The organism is Streptomyces sp. NPDC052016, assembly GCF_044548445.1.
Taxonomy (GTDB): domain Bacteria; phylum Actinomycetota; class Actinomycetes; order Streptomycetales; family Streptomycetaceae; genus Streptomyces.
In genome coordinates this window covers 250192-273280 of sequence record NZ_JBIUBX010000005.1, presented here as the reverse complement: position 1 = coordinate 273280, position 23089 = coordinate 250192, and the positions used below count along the sequence as shown (strand labels likewise).

Below are 23089 nucleotides of genomic sequence, written 5' to 3'. Positions count from 1 at the left end.
CCATCGTGTCCGCGCCGGGCACGGAGTGCCATGTGAGTCGGGCCACTCGTCGGCCGTTCTCCGCCCGGAAGGAGCCTCGCACGGCGTCGGGGGGAGATCCGGGAAACGCGCTGGATCCCGGGGCGGACGGCCGCCGCCACCGTCGGTGACTGCGTGTCGGCGGGAGCAACTAAGCTCCGGCGCATGAGTGAGGCGGACAGCGACAGACGGGTCGTCGACGGGCGTTTCGAGCTGCGGGCGCGGCTCGGCGGCGGTGGCATGGGTATGGTCTGGCGCGCCACGGACCTGGTGCTGCACCGGAGCGTGGCCGTCAAGGAGGTACGTCCGCCCGACCCGGGACTGGCCGAGTACGACCCCGAGGCGGCACGGATGCTGCGGGAGCGGGTGCTGCGCGAGGCGCGGGCGCTCGCCAGGATCGACCATCCCAACGTCGTGACGATCCATCACGTGGTCGACGGCGGCGAGGGAAGCTATCCGTGGATCGTCATGGAGCTCGTCGCCGGTGGATCGCTGGCCGACCGTCTCGCCCGCGGGCCGATGGAGCCGGTCGAGGCGGCGCGTCTCGGCCTCGAGGTCCTGGCCGCGCTGCGCGCCGCGCACGACGCCGGCATCCAGCACCGGGACGTCAAACCCGCCAACGTGCTGCTGCGTCCCGACGGCCGTCCCGTCCTCACCGACTTCGGCATCGCGGCGATCCGCGAGTCGACCGCCCTGACCGCGACCGGGTCGGTCATCGGCACCCCGGACTACATGGCGCCGGAGCGCGTGTCGGGCCAGGACGGCGGCCCCTCCTCGGACCTGTGGTCGCTGGCGATGATGCTGTACGCGGCCGTCGAGGGACACCATCCCCTGCGCCGGGCCACGACGCTGGCCACGCTGGCGGCCGTCCTCAGCGAGGAGGTGCCGCCGCCGACCCGGGCGGGCGCCCTGGGGGACGTGCTGATGCGTGTCCTCGTTCGGGATCCGGCGGCACGGCCGGACGCGCCGGCGCTGGAACGGATGCTGACGGACGTGGTGCGGGGGCACGCACAGGGGCCGGCACCGGCACAGCCGGCCGGCACCTCCTACCATCTGGCGCCTCCGCGGGCGGCGCCGCGTCCTGAGCCGGTGACCGCTTCCGACACTCCGGTGGCTCCCGGTACACCGCTGGCCGGTACCACGGTGGCTCCGGGCGCGCCGGTGGGGGCGCCCGGCACCAGGGCGGCCACGCCCGGCACAGCGGCGGCCACGCCCGGCACAGCGGCGGCCACGCCCGGCGCGTTCGGGCCCGCGGCCGCCGCCACGCCGTGGAACGGTCCCACCCCGCCTGGTCCCCCGGCCCCCTGGACCGGCCCCACCCCGCCCGTGGGGCTCCCCGTACGGCGGCCGGGCCGGCGCCCGCGGTGGGTGACGGTGGTCCTGCCGGCGGCGGGGGCGGTGCTCGCCGGTGTCCTCGTGTGGACGCTGCTGCCGGGACTGGGGCTGGAGGCCGACTCCTCGTCCTCCGGCTCCGACAGCGACCGGACGGCGACCTCGGCCCCGGCGACCACGGGGGCGACGGCGGCCGCGGATCCGGCCACCGGCTCCCCGACCGGGACGGGCACGACCGACCTGCTGACCCCGGACGGCATCCGCACCGCGATCAAGGCGTTCGAGAAGGAGACCGGCAGGGACCGCTACGGCTCCTTCACGGTCTATCCCGAGTTCGTGTCCGCCTACATCATGGTCAAGGGCAGCGACACCGCGTACGACTCGTACACCTACCGCCCCGGCGAGGGCGTGAAGAAGGGCATCATCAAGGGCTCGCTGCCGAGCGCCTGGCAGCCGGTGACGCTGGACGGCTTCGTCTGGGACCGGGTCCCCGCGCTGCTCGCCGAGGCGGACCGGAAGCTGAACGTGGACGACCCGGACAGCCGCTACCTGCTGGTGCGGCAGCCGAGCACGACGTTCGACACCCCTGCGGGGATGGCCGTCTACCTCAGCGACGAGTACAACCAGTCCGGCTATGTGGAGGCCGACACCAAGGGCCGGGTGACCCGGGTGATGCCGGCCGACGGATAGGGCCTGCCGTTCGGATCACGCCGCAGACGCGGGGCCCGGCGCTGGCAGCACCGTCGCTTCGCCTCGACCTGATCCGAACGACAGGCCCTGGGGGCAGCCACCGTCGACGGGCGGTCTCCGCACCGTCGACGGCTTGTCCGGGACGTCCGTCGTCAGTCCTGGGCGGCGTCCATCAGTTCCTGGAGCCGGACCATGCATGGGGCGCAATGGCGGTCGGTGTCGTGCGCGGCCGATCCCGCGGTCAGGAGAGCGGATCCGCACAGGCCGCTGCCGTGGTGGTGCCGTGACACCACGTGCCACACCAGCTCACCGCCGCCCGACGCCTTTCCCACCTTCATCTCGTACACGGCTCTTCCCTTCTGCCGGGCATGCCTCCAGCAGACCGCGTACGCCGCCCGGCGTCCCGTCGGGCTGGGCCGTTCGGAGGATTCGGTTCCCCAACGGCGCAGCCCGGGTGGCCGGGACGCGCGGGTCGTGGCAGGGTCGCCCGCCCGCCGGCCGTCCTACGTCTCCCGGTACACGCTGAGCGCGGACACCTCGAAGGACATCTCCGTCACGTCGGGATCGGGCGCCGGGTGGTAGCGGCCGGCGCACACGGACAGGTTGACGATGAGGTAGGCGTGCCAGTCCCGCCCCACGCCCCGGCGATCGGCGAAGACGGGACCGCCGTTCAGGGACCACACGACGTTGCCGGCGCCGAACCGCACGCTCAGGTCGATCCAGCCGCCGGGGCGGACGGCCTCGTCGCGGTGGTACCGGTGGGCCCGCCGTACATGGTTGGAGAGTTCCAGCAGGTCGGGGTTGTCGGGGTGGTACTCGAACACGTCGATCTCCTGGTCGCCGTCGCGCCAGGTCCAGATGGCCGGCCAGGCCCCCGTCTCGACGGGCAGCCGGACCCGGGCGTCGAGACGGTCGCCCGCCCGGACCATGAAGCCCTCCTCACTGCCCTCGGTGGTCAGCAGCCCGGTGTCCCACAGGCCGTCGGCTCGGCGCGTGGCCCGGAAGGTGCCGTCGCGGGAGTACGCGGGATCGGGCACCAGATGGTCCAGTTTGTTGTCGCCGGGATTCACCGGCCCGCCGTCGGGATAGGCCCACGAACGGCCGGCGACCCACTGCCGGGGCGAAGCGAAGTCGGCTGTGAAGCAGAGGTCGGTCACTGACGTCCTCCTCGTCCGCGCACGCGGTGCGTCGTGCGAGGCATCCCCGTCCCCACCCCCGTCGATGCGACGACGGAAAGGACACGCGGCAAGGACCACCTCACCGGGGGACGGGGGCGCACGCTTGTACGTCGCCGTTGCATCCGCACACGCCTCGCCGTCAACAGGGCTCCGTACGGGAGCGGTTGCGGGGGCGGCGAACGGAGCGGTCGAGGACCACCCCCGCACGTTCGACCAGTCGGACATTGTTCGATATCTCTTGACGCCGCACCGCGCACCGTCTGACACTCTCGCAACACCACGTCACACAGCTGAAACGGCGGGCCGACATGACGTACATCCCCCGACTTCGCAGCCGCGCGAGACGCTGGGCGGGCCGACTGGCAGGGGTGACGGCCGCGTCACTGTTCCTGGGTCTCCTCGGCACCGCGACACCCGTACAGGCCGCCGGAACTGACGACATCACGGACGGTCTGGCCCTCTGGTACAAGCTCGACGGCCCCTCCGGGCTCACCGACGCCTCCGGCCGGGGCCGCGACGGCACCGTCCAGGGCACCGCCGACTGGTCGGGCCAGGGCCTCGCCTTCAACGGCACCGACACCTACGTCAAGGTGCCGAACGACGTCATGAAGGGCATGGCCTCGATCACCGTCTCCACGGACGTGCTGATCGACGCCACGCAGAGCACGCCGTACTTCCTCTACGGCTTCGGCAACTCCAGCGGCGGCAACGGCAACGGCTACCTGTTCACCACCGGCAACTCCTTCCGCACCTCCATAGCCACCGGCAACTGGTCGACGGAGCAGACCACCAAGCCGGCCGATTCGCACAACCTGACCCGGTCGGTGTGGAAGCACATCGCCTACACGCAGACCGGCACCACCGGTGTGCTGTACGAGGACGGCGTGGAGGTCGCCCGCAACACCTCGGTCACCGTCACCCCCGGCGCCATCGGCTCCGGCACCACCACCGCCAACCACATCGGCAAGTCCGTCTACTCCGGCGACAGGCTGTTCAAGGGCCGGATGCGCGACTTCCGCGTCTACGACCGGGCCCTGGCCGCCTCCGAGGTGGAGCAGCTCGCGCTCCCCGTCGCCACGCAGGGCGTCGCCGACGACGAGGCCGCGCTCGGCCTGGGCGACACCAGTGCCGTGACCGCCGACCTGGACCTGCCGAGGACCGGCACGGCGGGCGGCTCCGCGATCACCTGGGCCAGCGACAGCCCGTCCGTGGTGTCGGACACCGGCAAGGTGACCCGCCCGGCCGCCGGTGAGCCCGACGGGCACGCCACGCTGACGGCGACCCTGAAGAAGGGCACGGTCACCGCCACGAAGACCTTCGACGTCACGGTCCTCGCCGCGTTCGACGACACGACCTCCGCCCGGCAGGCGGCCGAGGCACTGACCGTGCACAACCTGGACGACGTGCGCGGCAACCTCACCCTCCCGCTGACCGGCGCCTACGGCACCGACGTGGCCTGGTCCTCCGCACGGCCGGACGTGGTGGCCGCCGACGGCGTCGTCCACCGGCCCGCGCACGGCAGCGGCACGACCACGGTCGAGCTGACCGCGACCGTCACCAAGGGCGAGGCGAAGGCGACCCGTGTGTTCACCGCGAAGGTTCCCGAACTCCCCGCGCCCGCCGCGCTGAAGGGCTACCTGTTCAGCTACTTCACCGGTGAGGGCACCGCGGACGGCGAGCAGCTCCACTTCGCGCTCAGCAAGGGCGACGACCCGCTGAAGTGGCGTGAGCTGAACGACGGCAAGCCCGTCCTGACCTCTTCCCTCGGGGAGCAGGGCCTGCGCGACCCGTTCATCATCCGCTCCCCCGAGGGCGACAAGTTCTACCAGATAGCCACCGACCTCAGGATCTACGGCAACGGCGACTGGGACGCCGCCCAGCGCACCGGCAGCAAGTCCATCATGGTGTGGGAGTCCACCGACCTGGTCCACTGGACGGACCAGCGCCTGGTGAAGGTCTCCCCCGACAGCGCCGGCAACACCTGGGCTCCCGAGGCCTTCTACGACGCACGGCGCGGCGAGTACGTCGTCTTCTGGGCGTCCAAGCTGTACGACAACGCCGGGCACACCGGCGACACGTACAACCGGATGATGTACGCGACGACCCGCGACTTCCACACCTTCAGCGAGCCCAAGGTCTGGATCGACCGCGGCTACTCGGTCATCGACTCCACGGTGATCCAGCACGACGGCACCTACTACCGCCTCTCCAAGGACGAGCGCAACAACACCTCCTCCACGCCCAACAGCAAGTTCATCTTCGAGGAGAAGAGCGACTCCCTCCTGGACACCTCCTGGACGGCGGTCGCCGAGGGCATCGGAAAGGGTGCGATGAACGCGGCCGAGGGGCCGCTGGTGTTCAAGTCGAACACCGAGGAGAAGTGGTACGCGTTCCTCGACGAGTTCGGCGGCCGCGGCTACATCCCGTTCGAAACGACGGATCTCGACTCCGGCGTCTGGACCCCGTCCACCGGCTACGACCTCCCGTCCCGGCCGCGTCACGGCACCGTGCTGCCGGTCACCCAGGCCGAGTACGACCGGCTGCTGCGCACCTACCAGCCCGACCAGATCGTGCGCGGCGTCGAGGACGTGACGGTGAAGACGCGTATCGGCGAGGCTCCGGTCCTGCCCGCGACCGTGATCGCCGAGTACGCCGACGGGGTACGGCGCCCGGTCGCCGTCACGTGGGACGCCGTCCCGGCGTCGGCCTACGCGCAGGCCGGCACCTTCACGGTGCGGGGTGTCCTGCCGGACGGCTCGGCCACCGAGGTCCGTGCCGAGGTCACCGTCTCGGCGGAGGGCCCGGACGTGCCCGCCGACCTGCTCCTGCACTACGCCTTCGACGAGTCCGGCGACAGCATCGCCCGTGACTCCAGCGGCCACGGCCACCACGGCACGTACGTCCGCACGCCCGGCTTCGGCACCGGCGTGCACGGCGGCTCGTTCAGCATGTCGGGCGACTCCGCCACCTCCCCGTACGTGAAGATCCCGAACGGCGTGCTGAAGGGCGCCGGCAGCGCGACCGTCTCGACGTACGCCAAGTGGAAGGGCGGCACCAGCTTCCAGTGGCTGTTCGGGCTCGGCCCCGACAGCAACAAGTACCTCTTCGCCAGCCCCTCCAACGGCTCCTCCAAGCTCTACTCCGCGATCACCAAGGCCAGTTGGTCGGCGGAGTCCAAGCTGACGGCAGGCTCCCAGCTCACCCCCGGCGAGTGGCGGCACGTGACGGTCACCCTCGACGGCACGACCGGCACGATGCTCCTGTACGTCGACGGCATCGAGGCAGCCCGCACGACGACCACCATCAAGCCGTCCGAGCTGTACGACGCCGACAAGGACTACAGCGGCTACATCGGCAGGTCCCTGTACGCGGCCGACCCGTACTTCGGCGGTGAGGTCGACGACTTCCGCGTCTACGACCGGGCGCTGTCGGCCGCCGAGGTCCTGGAGCTGAGCGGCAACACCACGGGCATCGCCCGGGCCGCCCACCCCGCGCTCAAGGTCGACGCGCTCGTCGACGACGCGCACGGCCGGATCACCCTCCCGGTCACCGAGGGCACCGACCTCACCGCGTTGGCACCGGAGTTCACCCTCGCCCACGGTGCGGCGATCAGCCCCGCGTCCGGCAGTGTCCAGGACTTCAGCCGGCCGGTGACGTACGAGGTGACCGGCTCCGACGGCAGGAAGCGCACCTGGACCGTGTCGGCGCTGGTCATGAGGAGCCCGGTGCTGCCGGGACTGACCGCCGACCCGAACATCGCGCGCTTCGGCGACACCTTCTACCTGTACCCGACCACCGACGGCTTCGAGGGCTGGAGCGGCACGCAGTTCAAGGCGTACTCCTCCACCGACCTGGTCCACTGGAAGGACCACGGCGTCATCCTCGACCTGGGTCCGGACGTGTCCTGGGCCGACAGCAGGGCGTGGGCGCCGACGATCGCGGAGAAGGACGGGAAGTACTACTTCTACTTCTCCGCCGACGCCAACATCGGCGTCGCCGTCTCCGACTCGCCCACCGGTCCCTTCGAGGACGCGCTCGGCCGGCCGCTGCTGAAGGCGGGCCAGCTGACCGGGCAGATGATCGACCCGGCGGTCTTCACCGACGACGACGGCCAGTCGTACCTGTACTTCGGCAACGGCCGCGGGTACGTCGTCCCCCTCAACGCGGACATGACCTCCTTCGACCCCGCGAAGATCAAGGACATCACCCCCGGCGGCTACAACGAGGGCTCCTTCGTCATCAAGCACGAGGGCACCTACTACTTCATGTGGTCGGAGAACGACACCCGCGACGAGAACTACCGCGTCGCCTACGCGACCGGGCCCTCCCCCACCGGCCCGTGGACGAAGCGGGGCGTGATCCTGGAGAAGGACCTCTCCCTGGGCATCAAGGGCACCGGCCACCACTCGGTCGTGCGGGTCCCGGGCAGCGACGACTGGTACATCGCCTACCACCGCTTCGCGATACCGGGCGGTGACGGCACCCACCGCGAGACCACCGTGGACAAGCTGGAGTTCGGCGGCGACGGCCTGATCGAGAAGGTGGTCCCCACCCTCACGAGCGTCGACCCGGTCGCCATCGCCCACGCCGGTCCGGACGCGACCGGGAAGGAGGGCGACGCCATCCCGCTGACCGGCACGGTCTCGGGCGCCGGCGGCCCGAAGTGGACGGTCGAGGAGGGCGCGCCCTGCGCCTTCGCCGACGCCGGTGCCGCCCGGACCACGCTCACCTGCACGGACGACGGCAGCTACGCCGTCACCCTGACCGGTGGCCGCAGCAGTGACACCGCCACCGTGACGGTCTCCAACGCTGCCCCGGCGATCACCTCCGCCGCCGGCCCGAAGTCCCCGGCGAGCGTCCGCCAGCGGACGGTCGTGACCGCCGCGTTCGGTGACCCGGGCGCCACCGACACGCACACCTGCGCGGTCGACTGGAGGGACGGCACCGAGCCGGTGTCCGGCACCGTCACCGCCTCCGGATGCCGGGCCGAGCACACCTACACCAAGGCCGGCCTCCACCGCCCGGTGGTGACCGTCACGGACGACGACGGCGCCTCGGACAGCACGACGCTCCCCGAGCTGGTCGTGTACGACCGCGCCGCGGGCCCGGTCGCCGGGGCGGGCCTGCTCGGCTCCCCCGCCGGCGCCTACCCGGCCGAGCCGGCCGTCACGGGCAAGGCCGTCTTCTCGGTCTCCGCCCAGTACCGGGCGGGGGCCACCGCCCCGACCGGCCGGGTCAGCTTCGCCTTCGGCCCGGCCCGCCTGAAGTTCCGCTCGACCGCTCTCGACTGGCTGGTCGTCACGGGCTCACGGGCCGTCCTCCAGGGCTCCGGCACGGTCGACGGCGTCAGCGGCTACGCCTTCCGCGTGACCGCCACGGACACCCCGGACACCTTCCGGATCACCGTCCGGAAGAAGTCCACGGGGGACGTCGTGTACGACAACGGCACCGGGACCATGGTCGTCGGGGTGGTCACCGTGGGCGCCCGTCGCGGGTAGACCGCAGGACCGGACCGTGTCCCACCGGGGCCGCGCCACCGCACGACGGTGGCGCGGCCCGTCCGTCTCAGTTCGCCGCCAGCAGCGCCTCCAGGGCCGTCGCGGTGTCGGGGTGGCGGGTGAGGAGGGCGGAGCCCCTCGGGATGGCGGGCTCCGGACCCGCCCAGGCGCCGTCGCAGCCCAGCAGGTCCGCGAGGGCGTCGCACGTCGCCGGGTGGGCGGCGAGGAGCGCGACCCCGTGGGCCGGTGCGGGGGTTCCCTCGGGGTGCGGGGCCGCCGGCTCCCGGGCCGGGTGCCAGGGCGGTGTCCAGGCGTCCAGGTCCGGGAGGCGGGCCGGGAAGACGCGGCCGGCCTCCCGGATGAGCAGCGGGGCCAGTTCGGCGCCGCCCGAGCGCAGGGTGGTGATCAGGGTCGGCAGCCAGGGGAGCAGGACCGGGTCCGGGAGGCGGGCGAAGGCGTTCGACACCGCCTCGACGACGAAGTCGGCGAGATGCGGCACCGGTTCCAGGGCGTGCACGAAGCCGCTGAGGTAGCGCGGGTAGGCGGGCACCACCAAGGGGTTGGCGAGCAGGTCGTCGCAGCGTGTCCGAAGGGCGGCACGGGAGAGCGTGCCCAGGTGGGTCTGCGCCGCCCACAGCAGGGCCGTCCGCGAGGGCTCGCCGGGACGGCACTGGGCGACGGCCAGTTCGAGCTGGGTCCGGTCGCAGCCCAGGGAGAGCGCCAGGCTCTCCATCCCGAAGAGGAAACCCAGCATGGCCGCGACCTGGCGGACCGTGGCGTCCTCGTCGGTGAACGCCGTCGGCAGCAGGGTGCAGTAGTGCGCGTATCCGGTCCTGACGAACGACTCGATCCAGGCCGGCAGCACCGGTTCGGCGGTGCGGTAGTAGGCCAGCAGGCGGCGGATCCGGCGCAGGACCTCCGGTGCGCCGTCGACGGTGCGTTCGCCCGCCAGGACCTCCAGCGCGCGGGTGCCCAGCTCGTCGGCGAGGCGGCGGCTGCGCAGATAGCGGATGGCGTCCTCGACGGCCTCCAGGACCTGGGCGGCCGTGGCCTGCGGGGCGTACGCGGCGCGACGCAGCCGCTGCTCCAGGACCTGCTCGATGCTGACGCCCTCGTAGCCGAGCTCGATGAGGGCGCGCTGGTGGGTGCCCAGGGCGAGGTCCCAGGACTCCTGGATGGGACGCTCACCGAGGCCCCGGTCGCCCATGATCGGCCGTGCGGCGCCCTGCGGCAGCAGTCGGCGCAGCATCCACAGCACGTCGGAGCAGCGCTCCAGCTCGGGACGGGAGGCGATGTCCAGCAGGGCCCGCTGCACCCCGCGCTGCTGGAGCCGCAGGTTCAGCGGGGCGAGGCGGTCGTGCACGTCCCGGGCCAGCGGTGGCAGCGCGTCGTAGCCGACCTGGCCGACGCGGTCGCCGCCCATCATGATCTCGACGAGCCGGCGCACGTCCCGCCGCCCCGGTACCGCGTCCTTCTCGATGCAGGTGACCGCCGCGTCCTGGAAGTCGTACGGCGTCGGCTTGACGCGGTCACGCATCCCGGCCAGCAGGATCGACGTCTCGAACACCGCGATGGCGTCGGCGGTGGAGGCGAGGTAGCCGTTGCGCCGGGCGGCCCGCACGATGTCCACCGACCAGCCGAGCAGTTCGGCCTCGTCGAGGGGGTCGAGGACGGGCGGGCGCTGGAGGAACCCGGTGAGCCGGTCCGCGGCCGGGCCCTCGGGCGCGGACCCGGTCGCCGGCGCGGGCAGCGCCTTCCTCGGCTTGGTGCTCTTCGTGCCCGCCTGGCCCGCCAGGCGGAACGGCCGGACGCCGGTGCGCCGGAGGTTCTTCGCCCATTCCGTGGCGGCGATGGACACCGAGCCGGCGGCGAGGCCGAACTGTGCCTCGATGGCCGTGTGGCTGGACGGGATCAGGCCGTGCCGCCACTTGGTCGCGGTGCGCGGCGTGATGGTGAAGGTGTCGCTTCCGTGGACGCCGAACTCCTCGACGCGGCTGGCCGCGTGGAACGCACCGCACACGTACAGGCAGTCGGCGGGGTCGGTGCCGGTGGCGGTGAGGTGCTCGCGCATCCGCGTCCACATGTGACGTTCGCGGTCCTCGTCGACCCTGACGCGGTGCGGGTCGCCGGGGGCGAGGCGCCGGAAGAGACTGCCGATGAGCAGCATGACCTGACGGTAGGTGTCGTGGTCGCTGTCCCCGAGCGGCACCTCGACGTACTGGTGCCACCACTCCGACCAGTGCCGCACGCGGCCGTGGCGCAGCAGATGCTCCTCCAGTTCGGCGAAGCGGGGCCGCAGGTCGCCGATCTCGACGCCGACGGCGTCGCCGTGCAGGGCGGCCTCCTCGTCGGCGGCCGGCGCGTCGGCGTCGGTCTCCTCCGTGGGCGGTGTCTGCCACTGGAAGACGTGGTCGGACGAGCGGTCGACGAGGACGAGTTCGACGCCGGGGGTGTCCAGGGCGTAGGCGATCGCCTGGTACTCGGCCGAGGCCTCGGTGACCGGTGCGACGACGGAGAGCGGGGACCAGTCGGCGGGGAAGCCGTCGACCTCGGTCGCGAACGCCTGGACGGCAACCGGAAGTCGGCAGTTGCGCAGTTCGGTGAGGAGGGGCGCCATGTCCTCGCACAGCTCGAGATAGATCACCTTGGGCTGCTTCTCGCGCAGCCGGCGGGCCATGGCGAGGGCCGAGGCCGGTGAGTGGTGGCAGACCGGGAAGATCTCCAGCGGCTCGCGCACCGCGCGTTCGACGTCGTCGACGATGCCGCGCAGGATGCCCTCCAGCGCTCCGGGCCCGTCGGCGAACGCGGTGGCGGCGTCCTGGAGCTGGGTGCGCAGGGCGGTGAACGTGCCCTCGGGCGGGGCGCTCACGACAGGGTCGCGATCGCGTCGCGGCCGCCCTGGAGGAACTCCGGCCAGGAGCCGCCCTCTTCCTTGCTGCGCGGCTCGACGACGCCGTGCAGGTACTTGTTGAGGATGGCGAGGTCCTCGGGCTCGCGCCGGGCCAGGGAGCCGACGAGGGAGGAGGCGAGGGTGTGCGCGGTGAGGGCGCGTTCGCCGAAGAAGTTGCTGTGCAGGATCGCGTCCTCCAGGACGCCGATCTGCTCGGCGGTGGACAGGGCGGACTCCAGCTTCTCGTCGTCGCCGGCGGCCGCGGCGGCGGAGGCCCGCAGGTCGGCGAAGCTCTGCAGCAGCACGTCCAGCAGGGTCGGCGGCACGTCCAGGTCGATCTGGTGGCGGCGCAGCAGTTCCTCGGTGCGGAAGCGGACGATCTCCGCCTCGCTCTTCTTGTTGGTGACCACCGGGATGCGGACGAAGTTGAACCGGCGCTTGAGCGCGGAGGAGAGGTCGTTGACGCCCCGGTCGCGGCTGTTGGCGGTGGCGATGACGGAGAAGCCCGGCTTGGCGAAGACGATGTTGTCGCTGTCGAGTTCGGGCACGGAGATGTACTTCTCCGACAGGATGGAGATCAGCGCGTCCTGGACGTCGCTGGTGGAGCGGGTGAGCTCCTCGAAGCGGCCGATCGAGCCGGACTCCATCGCGGTCATGATCGGTGAGGGGATCATCGACTCCCTCGACTGTCCCTTGGCGATCACCATGGAGACGTTCCAGGAGTACTTTATGTGGTCCTCGGTGGTGCCTGCGGTGCCCTGGACCACCTGGGTGGAGTTGCGGCAGATCGCCGCGGACAGCAGCTCGGCCAGCCAGCTCTTGCCGGTGCCGGGGTCGCCGATGAGCAGCAGCCCGCGGTCGGAGGCCAGGGTGACGATGGAGCGTTCGACGAAGCTGCGGTCGCCGAACCACTTCTGCGGGATCTCCCGGTCCAGGCCGTCGGCGCGCTCGGAACCGAGGATGAACAGGCGGACCATCTTGGGCGACAGTCGCCAGGAGAACGGCTTGGGGTCGTCGTCGAGGGACTCCAGCCAGTCGAGCTCCTCGGCGTACTTGATCTCGGCGGGGGCGCGCAACAGGTCGGTCATATCAGGGCCTTTCGAAGAATGAGGGGGGCGATGGCCCGGTGAGGGAGGCGGTCGCCTACGCGAGTGACGTCTTGAGCTCGTGGACGAGCTTGCGGATGTGGCCCGAGACCACCGGCGTGCCGAGGGCCTTGAAGCGTTCCCGGAACCAGGGGTTGACCTCCTGGCGTCCCGAGCTGGTCACCGAGCCGACGGGGATGAACTTCACGCCCGAGCGGTGAACCGCCTCGATGCCCTCGAACAGCGGCTGCGAGCGGTCGAACTCGTAGAAGTCGGAGATCCACACCATCACGGTGTTGCGCGGCTCGGTGATCTTCGGGCGTGCCATGGCCATCGCGACCGGGCCGTCGTTGCCGCCGCCGAGGTTGGTGCGCAGCAGCACCTCGAACGGGTCGTTCACCCATGGGGTGAGGTCGATGGCGCGGGTGTCGTACGCGATCAGGTGGACGTCCACCTTCGGCAGGCCGGCGAAGATCGACGCGAGGATGGTGCAGTTGACCATGGAGTCGACCATCGAGCCCGACTGGTCGACGACGACGATGAGCTTCTGCGGTGTCGTCCTGCGGGCGGTGTGCCGGTAGTACAGGCGGTCGACGTAGAGCCGTTCCTCTTCGGGGCTGTAGTTGGTGAGGTTCTTCCAGATGGTGCGGTCGAGGTCGAGGTTGCGGAAGACCCGCTTGGGCGGGATCGAGCGGTCCGGCGCGCCGACCGTGGCCTTCTCGACCTGGGTGCGCAGCACCTCGGCGACCTCGTCGACGAAGCGGCGGATCAGCGCCTTGGCGTTGGCCAGCGCGACGCCCGACAGGTTGCTCTTGTCGCGCAGCAACTGCTCGATCAGCGACATGCTCGGGGTGAGCCGCGCGGCGAGCTTGGGGTCGGCCAGCACCTCGCGCAGGCGCATCCGCCGGACGAGGTCGGCCTCGAGAGCGCCGAGCTCCGGGCCGATCGCGGGCACCGCGTGACCGGGCGTCGCACCCCGTCCGCCCCGGAGGTCACCGGGCGAGCAGCCGAGGGCGCGCTCCAGCCAGCCGGCGTCGGACTGCCAGCGCGCGAGCTGACCGGCGCTGACGGGTCCGCTGCCGGTGGCGAAGACGTTCAGCAAGACCTTGGAGACCAGCGCCGCACGCCGCACCTCGGCGGCACGGTCGCGTACGTCGGGGGTGTCGCCGTCAGGGCTGCCGTCACCGGTGTCGTCAGGACTCCCGTCGCCGCTGCCGTCGGCGCTCTCGTCACTGGTGCCGTCGGGGCTCCCGTCGCCGCTGCAGTCAGGGCTCCCGTCGCCCGTGCCGTCGGCGCTCTCGCCGTTCCCGTAGGCGTTCGGTTCGGCGGTCCCGCCGGCGGTCGTCCCGGTGTCCGGGTCGTCCCCGTCGGTCTCGTGGGCCATCAGGCCGTCGAACTCGGCGGCCAGTTCGGGGTGGCGCTGCACGATCGAGTCGACGGAGGTCTGCGGGTCCAGCAGCGCGGGCGGCAGACCGATGTCCTCCACGACGGCCAGGCTCGCGGACTCCAGCGCGGCCTGCTCCTCCGGGTCGAACAGCCGCGCGAGCAGTCGCCAGTAGAGGACCTGGCGGCGGTTGTCGTCGCGGGCCGGCACGGCGGCCTGTCCAGTGGTGTGCTCGCTCATGTGCGCAGCAGCCTTCCTGCCCGCTCCCGCAGCACGGTCACGGCGTCCGTGGCCGCCTTCTCCGCCTTGACGCCCGCCTTGTCGGTGGTGCCGCCGGCCCAGGCGCCCGCCTGGAGGGCGACGGTCTTCTTGCGCACGGTCGTCTCTACGGCGAGCGGCTGCACGCGGAAGTCCCCGTCGTCCCAGCGGAGCAGGCCGATACAGGCACTGGAGGACGCGACGGCGTCGGGTGTGAGCGGTCCCGCGGCGGGGACCCGGTCGGTGTCGACGGCGAGGGAGTACCCCGGGAGCCCGAAGGTGAGGGCGTCGCCGTCCCGCCGGGTGTCGTAGCCCTCCAGGAACACCGGTTCGGCGAGGCGTGCGGGGTGCCGGTCCAGGGGCGCCGTGAGCGCGGCGGTGGCGGTCGGCAGGGCGACGCGGGCGGTGGCGAAGGCGTCGGCGGGGTCGCCCGGGCGGGCCCGCTCGTCGTCCCAGATCAGGTCGCCCTCCTCGGAGAGGGGCATGCCGGTGAGGTGGACGGCGCGGCCTTCGCCGAGCGCGGCCAGCAGTGACAGGTGGGGCCGCAGGAGTTGCCAGACGCCGGCCGCGACGACGGTGTCCGGCTTGGGCACGGAGACGCTCGCCCGCACCAGACGGGACGCACCGCCGTCGGCGGGTTCGAACACCGCGTGGACCTGCGCCTGTGCCGCGGTGGCGTGTTCGTGGAGGTCGATGCCGAGGGGCAGCAGACGGCCGGTGGCGGTCCCGGTCGCCGCCGGCCCGAGGGCGCCGGGGCGGGTCAGGAGCAGGGCGCGCGCCCACAGGTCGCCCCAGCGGCGTGCCGGGAACCGCTCCAGGGCGGAACCGGGGCAGGAGGCGGCGAGTTCGGCGGCGAAGCCGTCGAGCAGGGTGGCCAGGCGGCGCAGCGCGGGGTCGGGGAGCATCGCGGAGACGATGGGCGCGGCCGCGCCGACGAGTTCGTGGTCGATGCCCTGCCAGCCGGCGCGCGCGAGGTCGGCGAGCCAGGTGCGGGCGGCCAGGAGCAGGTTGACCGCCGGTCGTTCGGCGGGGGCCGTCGGTGCCTTCTCGTCGCGGGCGCGGCCGGCCGTCTCGTCGGCGCGGGCGAGCAGCGCGTCGTGGGCGGCGCCGAGGAGGGCGGTGCGGGCGGCGGCGAGGGCGGTGAAGTGGTCCTCGCTCGCGGCTCCGGCCGCCGCCTTCTCGGCCGCTTCGGCGACCCGGGCGGCCAGTGGTGATCCGGCGACGGCGTGCGCGAGTGCGGTGAGGTCGGCGACGCGGGCGGGCTGGGGTCGCAGCAGGCCCGCGACGAGGGCCCGGTCGAAGGCGTCGACCGCCGCCAGGGCGTCGTCGAGCCCGTCGAGGGGAGCGGTGAGCGGACCGGTGGGTTCCCCCGCGGCCGGAGCGAGCGCGGGAGGGGGCACCTGCGCGGTCGCCGCCCCGGGTCGAAGGGAACCACTGCATCTCGGGCAACGGGGCCGTGGTGGGGGTTGGTTGGAGGTAGGCGAGATGGCGCAGGAACCGGCTGAAGACGGGGGCCGCCGCGGTCTTGCCGTCCGCCTGCGCGGGGCGGGCCGCGATCATGGCGGCGGTGAGGGCGGGGGCGTTCGCCTCCCCGCCCTCCGGCTCGACGCGCAGGTAGCGGGCGACGCGCTCGGCGCCGTACTGGAGGACCGCCTCGGTGATCAGGGCGCGGATGTGGTTGCAGAACGAGCCCCGGGCCCCGCCGCAGGGGCGGTTGTTGTTGGTGCTGCACGCGAACGCGTACGTGCCGGAGGCGACGGACGAGACGTAGACGCGCTCGATGTCCGAGCCGCTGGAGACCACGCCCTGGAGGCGTCCGTCGGCCAGTTCGACGAAGGGGACCTTGGCGAGCTTGCGCGGCCAGGCGGGCGGCACCACCCGGGCCGTGCTCGACTTCTCCCAGTCCGACAACGCACCATCTCCTTCGCAGCACAAGGCGTGTCACGCCGTGTCGGCGCGGCACAGGGGGACTGTCACGCCAGAGCGGCGCGACAAGAACGAAACTACTGGCGCCCACTGACAACGGCTCTCGGCGGGGCAGGAGGCGCGGAGTCGAGCGGGGAGCGGGTCACTTCCCGGGCGCTGCCGCGGGAGTTGCGACTGTCCGCGTCGCGGATCGTCGGGGGCCGGCCGAGGCGTCGGGGCCAAGCGGAGGCGGGCCCCGAGCGAAGGCGGGGCCCAAGCGAAGGCGGGGCCCAAGCGAAGGCGGGCCCCGAGCGAAGGCGGGGCCCAAGCGAAGGCGGGCCCCGAGCGAAGGCCGGGCCCAAGCGAAGGCGGGCCCCGAGCGAAGGCCGGGCCCCGAGCGAAGGCGGGCCCCGAGCGAAGGCCGGGCCCCGAGCGAAGGCGGGGCCCAAGCGAAGGCGGGGCCCAAGCGAAGGCGGGGCCCAAGCGAAGGCGTCCGGCCCGCGGCCGGCGCCTCGTCGAGGACCGGCGGAGGCGTCCGGGGCGGGCCCGGTCAGGCCCGGGGCCAGGTGCCCGGCCGCTGCGGCCCGGGGCCACTGCCGGCCCGGCAGTCACGTCCGGGCCACCGCGGCCCCGGCCGCCGCCGCACCGCTGTCACCCGGGCGACCTCATCGTCTCCGACACGCCCGTGCGCGCTGGACTACCCGGCAGCGTTGTCCACGGGGGTCGAACCCGTGCCCGGCCGGGCGGTGGGGGCCGGCCGAGCGCCCGGCTGCGGCCGCCGCCCGCTCACCACGCGATGCGGGAGCGCCCGTACAGCAGGGCTAGGCCGGCGAGGGCGACGCCCGCCGCGAGGGCGCGGTCACCGGACCGGCACGCCGGTACGGAACGTGCGGACCGCACCGATCCCGCGCTCAGCCAGGACCCGACGGAGGCGACGGACGCGGCGGAGCCGACCGACCCCACGGACAGCACACTGCCCACAGACCCCAGGGACCCCAGGGACCCCAGGACAGAAATTCGCCCATGGACCCCAGGGACAGCACGGACCCCACTGACAGCACCTGCCCACGGACCCCATGGACAGCACGCTGCCCACGGACGACAGCACACTGGCGACGGACCCGACGGACAGCACGCTGCCCACGGAGCCGACCGAGAGGAAACCGCCCACGGAGCCGATGGACAGGAACGAGCCGACCGAGCCGACGGACCGGGCCGACCGCCTCGACCGACGCGCACCCCGGGAGCGGTCGGCACGGGGACGGAAGGTCATGTGCCGATCCTCCCAGAAGGGCGCCGTCGCACCCGTCAGGTGTCGAACTCCCCGTGCCAGGATCCCTCGACGAGGTGTTTGGGCAGGTACGGCGACGCGGTGTCGACGGGGAAGCCCCTGGCGTGGGCGAGGCAGGCCAGGGCGAGGGGGCCCAGGGCGACGTGGCGGCGGAGGTCGGCGGAACCGTCGTAGTAGCGCGCGTGGTGGGCGAGTGCTTCGGTGAGCGCCTCGGCGAAATGGTCCTGTTGGCCGGTGAGGACACGGTGGAAGAGGGCGACGGGCTGGTAGTCGACGAGGTTCAGGAAGTCGGCCGGGGTGCGGGTGGCCACGTGGGGGTGGGAGGACTCCATGGTGGCGACGAGCTTGGGCACGATGTCGTCGACGGGGACGTTCCCGATGTAGCTCTGCAGGGTGTCGATCCAGTGGAAGACGTAGTCGTCGTCCTGCTGACTGGTCCGGCGCAGGTCCTCCAGCGGGACGCGGGCGAGGGCGCTCAGCCGGTCGCCCTCGCCGCAGACGAGGGCGAGCCAGAAGGCGTCGAGCCAGGCGCGGGCGGTCGCGTGGGGAGCCGGGCCGGTGGCGGGCAGGCGGCGGACCCGGTCGCCGATGCGGCAGTCCACCGTGCCCTCACGGGCCAGGGTGGTGGCGAACAGGGCGCTGCCGATCTGCATCGCCCTGACCCAGGCCTCCCAGGTCTCCAGCTTCGCCGCGTCGGGGTCGTCGGCGCAGCGGGCGTGGGCGTGTTCCAGAGCGGCCCCCAGGGCGGGCGTGAAGCCGGCCGGGTCCCGGGCGAGCCGCTCGGTCGCCTCGGTCACGGTGTGTGCGAGCCGGTCCACGTCCGGTACGCCGGGCTCGTCGGACGCCGGGGACGAGGAGCCGCGCAGGCGCTTCATCAGGTCCAGCAGTTCCGGCGGGGGCACCACGGACAGGGTGCGGCTGTCGTGGTCGAAGGACGTGAGGCAGACCAGCCGCCCCCGGTGCCACCAGTACAGCCGCGGGGTGAGCGCGCCGGGACCGTCCTGGTAGGCGCCGAAGGCGTACGCCCCCAGGTCGTTGACCGCGTCGACGACGGTGCCGTCGACGATCGGGTGGAAGGCCAGCAGGTGCCGGGTCGGTACGGCGACGAGGGCGCCGGCCTCCGGCAGGTCCCGTCCGGTGACCTCCCGGACCAGCACCGGCAGGACCAGCGCCTTGCTGGCGACGAAGTGGGAGTCGCCGTGGACGGAGTGCAGCAGGGCGCCCGACGGGCCGGGGACCGGCGTGTACTCCACCGGCGCGGCCAGCAGGTTCGCGCGCCCCGCGGCCCAAAGCGCGTCCAGGCCGGCCCGGGCCACGTCGGCGTCCGCGAGGATTCGTACGGACTCGGGCGTGTCCAGCGCGAGGGCGGCGAGGAGGTCCTCGGCCACCGGGCGCACGTACCGGAAGTGGCCCACGGCGTCGGACGGGAGGGCGTCGGAGGGCAGCAGCCGCAGCCTGGTGTGGCGCAGCAGCTCCTGCGCGTCCTCGTCGCCCCGGGAGGCGGACTCCAGGCGCGTGAAGTGCTGTCGGACGAGCTCCGGCCAGGTCTCCCCCGGCGCGTCCCGGCACCACCGTGCGAGGTTGGTGAGCGGGTGCCGGTGGCCGCCGGCCTCGACGGAGTCCGCCGCGACCGTCGGGCGTATGCCGTGGCGGGCGGCGAGGTGGTCGGCCGCCAGGGCGCGCAGCCGGTCGGCCTGTGCGACGGTGAGAACGGGCAAGTGGGCGTCAGGAGCGTCGTGTTGCGTCACATGATCACTCTACGGACGCGGCGGCGGCGTTCCCGGACGTGCGCCGCCCTTCGTCCGGGAGGCGGACCTCGACGATCCCCGCCCGCCGGCTGCGCACCTGCCGCTCCGGCCTTCGAACGCCCCGCCGGGGCCTCAGGACTTCGGCCAGTCGCGGTAGGCGATACGGGCGAGTTCGCGGACCTCGCCGATCGTGCTCCATTCGTCGCCGCCGAGCCGGGCCAGCGGCCGCAGCCTGCGGATGTCGGGGTGCCCCTCGACGACGGCGTCCTCGTGGACGGCGGCGTGCACGACCTGCCCGAGGACGAGGGTGGAGTTGCCGATGCCCAGGGTGGAGTGGAGCCGGCATTCCAGGGCCACCGGCGAGGCGGCCACGCGGGGCGGCTTGACGTGCAGCGAGGGCTCCCGCTCGATGCCCACGGCGTCGAACTCGTCCTCGTCGGCGGGGAAGTCGACGGCGCTGGCGTTGATCTGCTCGAAGAGCGGTTCCGGGGCGAGGTTGACGACGAACTCGCCGGTGGCCTCGATGTTGCGCAGCGAGTCCTTGCGGCCGACGGAGGTGAACTGGACGATCGGCGGGTCGGTGCAGGCCACGGTGAAGAACGAGTGCGGGGCGAGGTTCGCGGTCGTGCCGTCGGCCGCCAGGGTCGACACCCAGGCGATCGGCCGGGGGACGACGACGGCGGTGAGGAGCCGGTAGAAGGCACCCGCGCCCAGGGCCTCGGGTGCGTAGTCGATGCGCATGGCAGCCAGTTCTACCGGACGGGTGCGCCCGGCAGGCGGCGGGCCCGGGCTCAGCCGACGTCCCACAGGAAGCGGTGGGTGTGGATGGCGAAGTAGGGGAAGGACTGGACGGCGCCGACGCCGTCGATCTGGCGGACGGTGTCGTTGACGAAGTCCAGCAGGTCCTTGGCGGTGGGGCTGACGACCTCGGCGAAGAGGTCGAAGCCCCCGGAGGTGAGGACCGCGTACACCACCTCGGGGTGGGTGGCGAGCGCGTCGGCGACGGGGCGGGGGTCGCCGTCGACGCTGATGCCGAGGAGGGCCATGGCCTGGCCGCCCATGGCCATCGGGTCGGTGACGCCGACGACCTGGACGGCGCGGGAGTCCAGCAGCCGTTGCAGGCGCTGACGGGCGGCGGACGCGGACAGGCCGACCTTGGGGCCGAGGTCGGCGTACGCGATGCGTCCGTCGGTCTGCAGTTCGCGCAGGATGGCCCGGTCGGTCTCGTCCATGGGTGCGTCCTTTCCTTCGTGCGGCCGGCCCGCATCGGCGGTGGGCTCCCGGCCGGCCGGTCTGCCGAGGGCGTCAGCCGGCCAGTTCGGCGAGGGCGGTGGCGAAGAGTTCGGTGTGCGTGTCCACGTCCTGTTCCGTGGTGTCGGGGCACATCAGGGCCATGTTGTGGAAGGGCGTGAGCAGAATGCCCCGGTTGGCGAGGTAGAGGTGGAGGAAGTCCTCCAGCTCGGTGTCGCCTGCGGCCGCGGCCTCGGTTCCGGTGCGGGGTGCGGGGGCGGTGAACCGGTATTCGGTGCGGGCGCCGAGGCGGCTGACGGACCAGGGCAGGGCGTGGGCGTCGATGCCCGCGCGCACACCGGTCTCGAAGCGCTCGGACAGGGCGTGCATGTGGGCGAACGCCTTGTCGGTCAGGACGTGTTCGAGCGTGGCCCGCATCGCGGCGACCGAGAGGGCGTTGCCGGCGAGGGTGCCGCCGACGCCTCCCATGTCGACCAGGTCCAGGTCGTCGCGGCCGAGCAGCCGGTCGGCGAGGTCGGCGGACAGGCCGTACGCGCCGGCCGGTATGCCTCCGCCGATGGCCTTGCCGATGGTCAGGACGTCGGGCTCCAGGTTCCAGGCGGCGGTGCAGCCGCCGGGTCCCGCGGAGAAGGTGTGCGTCTCGTCGTTGATCAGGAGCGTGCCGTGCCGGCGGGTCAGCTCGCGGACGCCCTCGAGGTAGCCCGGTTCGGGCAGGACGATGCCGATGTTGGTGAGCGCGGGTTCCATGAGGACGGCGGCCACGTCGCCGTGGGCGAGTTCGCGCTCGAGCTGCTCCAGGTCGTTGAACTCGGCGACGCGGCTGGTGAGGGTGACGTCGCAGGGGGCGCCGACGTTGCCGGGGCGGGCGGCGCCGCGGCCGTCGGGGCCGGTCACGATCAGGGACTCGTCGACGCTGCCGTGGTAGCAGTAGCTGTTCACCAGGATCTTCGGGCGGCCGGTGACGGCGCGGGCGAGGCGGATCGCCCAGCGGTTGGCGTCCGTGGCGGTGAGCGAGAAGCTCCAGCGGGTCGGGCCGAAACGGCGGGTCAGCTCCGCGCCGACCCACTCGGCGTCCTCGGTGGGCAGCATCGCGGTCGCTCCGCCGAGCGCGGTGAAGCGGTGCTGGACGGCGTCGGCGACGGCGGCCGGGGAGTGGCCCGCCATGGCACCGGTGTCGCCCAGGCAGAAGTCGATGTACTCGTGCCCGTCGACGTCGCGCACCCGGGCGCCGCGCGCCGAGTCCAGGTAGCGGGGGAAGGCGCCGGCCGTCTTGTTCATCCATGTCATCGGGACGCGGCCGAACAGGTGGTCGGCCCGGGAGTAGGCGTCCCGGGAGCGGGGGTTGCGCCGCTCGGCCTCCGCGCTCTCGCGGTCCAGCAGGTGACGCAGTCGGGCACGGTCCATGGCACACCCTTGGTGGGAGACACGATCGGATACCCGGAATCTACGAGCGGAACGGCGGTCCGCACAAGCCTGGACGATCGAATCAATCGTCGCGACGATTGATTCAGCGATTCGCCGGTCGCGTCTAGGGGGTCACCGACCACTTCAGCGGTCCGCTGATCCCCGAGCGGTTCACCGATCAGCCCGGAGTTCACCGATCAACCCAGTGGTTCGCCGATCGCCCCAACGTCCACCGATCGATGCACCGATCGGCGCAGTCGGCTCACTGGCCCTCGCCCGGCATTCCGTCGCCTGTCGAGGGCTCCGACCGAACCCGGGCCACCGCCGCCGCCACCTGCTCCTGCACGGCCTCCGTGGGCGGCTCGCCCTGCACGGCGGTGACCAGGTCGCGGGCGAGATGGTGCAGCTTGGTGTTGGTGTGCTGGGAGGTCTCGACCAGGACGCGCCAGGCGTCCTCCGCGCTGAGGGCGAAGGAGGCCATGAGGATCCCGCGGGCCAGGTCGATCACCGGGCGGGTCTGCATGGCCCGTCGCAGCTGTACGACCTCGACGCGCGCGTCCTGGGCGGAGCTCACCGTGTCCTCGCCACCGGGCCCGGAGTGGCGCACGGCGCGATCGGCGCGATCGGCACGGTGGGAGCCGGAGGCGGGGTCGGGGTCGGGTGCCGCAAGCGGCTCGTCGAACAGGTCGGCGGTCCCCGTGAGGGTGAGCAGTCGCTCGACCACGGGACCGGCCGAGCGGACGGCGACCGTCTTGCCGCACTTCAGACCTCGCTCGCGCAGACTGAGCAGCACGTTGAGGGCGGCGCAGTCGCAGAACGTCACCTCGCCGAGATCCAGGTCGACCCGGCCGACCGTGGCGGCCAGCGCGGCCCGCAAGGCGTGCTCGAGTTGCTCGGTGGACTCGAGGTCGAGTTCACCACGCACCGCGACGACGACACGGTCACCGTCGGGACGCAGGGCGAACTCCGGCCCGGACGTCATCCGCACCGGCGGTTCCCCGCCCGCCGCGACCCTCGGGTCGCCACCGGCACCGGCGCTCGCGTCATACGCAGGCTCTGGCACGACCGCCTCCCCCGGTCACTCGTCAGGTGCTTCCAGGTTCGCCCGTCAAGGCATCACACGTCAACTGATACATGAAATCAAGTTCAGGTGTTTG

13 protein-coding genes and 1 pseudogene are annotated in these 23089 nt (G+C 72.7%); 2 read left to right on the top strand and 12 right to left on the bottom strand.

The window, feature by feature from the left end; translation table 11 throughout:
* The first annotated feature begins 183 nt into the window (after positions 1–183).
* Positions 184–2040, top strand: a complete 1857-nt coding sequence (locus ACIHAR_RS09215; protein WP_400018162.1) for a serine/threonine-protein kinase — start codon at positions 184–186, stop codon at positions 2038–2040.
* Between the two features lie 152 nt (positions 2041–2192).
* Here ACIHAR_RS09215 and ACIHAR_RS09210 read toward each other — a convergent pair whose 3' ends face one another.
* Both ACIHAR_RS09210 and ACIHAR_RS09205 read right to left on the bottom strand, forming a co-directional pair.
* A complete protein-coding gene (locus ACIHAR_RS09210) occupies positions 2193–2387 on the bottom strand; it encodes a hypothetical protein (RefSeq protein WP_365457668.1) in 195 nt (64 codons plus the stop codon).
* Between the two features lie 156 nt (positions 2388–2543).
* Complete coding sequence (locus ACIHAR_RS09205; RefSeq protein WP_365457665.1) at positions 2544–3197, bottom strand: beta-glucanase; 654 nt, start codon at positions 3195–3197, stop codon at positions 2544–2546.
* A 329-nt stretch (positions 3198–3526) separates the two neighbouring features.
* Here ACIHAR_RS09205 and ACIHAR_RS09200 point away from each other — a divergent pair, with 329 nt between their 5' ends.
* Positions 3527–8716, top strand: a complete 5190-nt coding sequence (locus ACIHAR_RS09200; protein ID WP_400018160.1) for a family 43 glycosylhydrolase — start codon at positions 3527–3529, stop codon at positions 8714–8716.
* A gap of 67 nt (positions 8717–8783) precedes the next feature.
* On the opposite strand, the gene ACIHAR_RS09195 is transcribed toward ACIHAR_RS09200, so the two are convergent.
* The 10 genes and pseudogenes from ACIHAR_RS09195 to ACIHAR_RS09150 form a co-directional block, all read right to left on the bottom strand.
* Positions 8784–11585, bottom strand: coding sequence for a hypothetical protein (locus ACIHAR_RS09195; RefSeq protein ID WP_400018157.1), 2802 nt, complete (start codon positions 11583–11585; stop codon positions 8784–8786).
* A complete protein-coding gene (locus tag ACIHAR_RS09190; protein WP_400018155.1) occupies positions 11582–12694 on the bottom strand; it encodes an AAA family ATPase in 1113 nt (370 codons plus the stop codon). Before ACIHAR_RS09190 ends, ACIHAR_RS09195 begins: the two co-directional genes overlap by 4 nt.
* 55 nt (positions 12695–12749) lie before the next feature.
* Positions 12750–14315, bottom strand: a complete 1566-nt coding sequence (locus ACIHAR_RS09185; protein ID WP_400018244.1) for a VWA domain-containing protein — start codon at positions 14313–14315, stop codon at positions 12750–12752.
* Entirely contained in the window at positions 14312–15733 is a 1422-nt protein-coding gene (locus ACIHAR_RS09180; RefSeq protein WP_400018153.1) for a hypothetical protein, read from the bottom strand. The genes ACIHAR_RS09185 and ACIHAR_RS09180 overlap by 4 nt, the downstream gene beginning before the upstream one ends.
* 19 nt (positions 15734–15752) lie before the next feature.
* A pseudogene (locus tag ACIHAR_RS09175) lies at positions 15753–16244 on the bottom strand (hypothetical protein); the annotation flags it as partial.
* A 1302-nt stretch (positions 16245–17546) separates the two neighbouring features.
* Positions 17547–19277, bottom strand: coding sequence for an immunity 49 family protein (locus tag ACIHAR_RS09170; RefSeq protein WP_400018151.1), 1731 nt, complete (start codon positions 19275–19277; stop codon positions 17547–17549).
* A gap of 132 nt (positions 19278–19409) precedes the next feature.
* Positions 19410–20018 carry a flavin reductase family protein gene (locus tag ACIHAR_RS09165; RefSeq protein ID WP_365457644.1) on the bottom strand — a complete coding sequence of 203 codons (609 nt, stop codon included), beginning with the start codon at positions 20016–20018 and terminating at the stop codon, positions 19410–19412.
* A gap of 50 nt (positions 20019–20068) precedes the next feature.
* Positions 20069–20509, bottom strand: coding sequence for an Lrp/AsnC family transcriptional regulator (locus tag ACIHAR_RS09160; RefSeq protein ID WP_365457641.1), 441 nt, complete (start codon positions 20507–20509; stop codon positions 20069–20071).
* 73 nt (positions 20510–20582) lie between these two features.
* Entirely contained in the window at positions 20583–21932 is a 1350-nt protein-coding gene (locus ACIHAR_RS09155; RefSeq protein WP_400018148.1) for a transaminase, read from the bottom strand.
* Positions 21933–22194: 262 nt separating this feature from the next.
* On the bottom strand, positions 22195–22995 hold the full coding sequence (locus tag ACIHAR_RS09150) for an ANTAR domain-containing protein (protein WP_400018146.1): 801 nt from the start codon (positions 22993–22995) through the stop codon (positions 22195–22197).
* Positions 22996–23089 lie beyond the last annotated feature (94 nt).

Bases quoted from the DNA above. Each gene is read 5' to 3' on its own strand.
- ACIHAR_RS09165 (WP_365457644.1), bottom strand. From the start codon at position 20,018: ATGCGCATCGACTACGCACCCGAGGCCCTGGGCGCGGGTGCCTTCTAC.
- ACIHAR_RS09190 (WP_400018155.1), bottom strand. From the start codon at position 12,694: ATGACCGACCTGTTGCGCGCCCCCGCCGAGATCAAGTACGCCGAGGAG.
- ACIHAR_RS09185 (WP_400018244.1), bottom strand. From the start codon at position 14,315: ATGAGCGAGCACACCACTGGACAGGCCGCCGTGCCGGCCCGCGACGAC.
- ACIHAR_RS09215 (WP_400018162.1), top strand. From the start codon at position 184: ATGAGTGAGGCGGACAGCGACAGACGGGTCGTCGACGGGCGTTTCGAG.
- ACIHAR_RS09200 (WP_400018160.1), top strand. From the start codon at position 3,527: ATGACGTACATCCCCCGACTTCGCAGCCGCGCGAGACGCTGGGCGGGC.
- ACIHAR_RS09160 (WP_365457641.1), bottom strand. From the start codon at position 20,509: ATGGACGAGACCGACCGGGCCATCCTGCGCGAACTGCAGACCGACGGA.
- ACIHAR_RS09155 (WP_400018148.1), bottom strand. From the start codon at position 21,932: ATGGACCGTGCCCGACTGCGTCACCTGCTGGACCGCGAGAGCGCGGAG.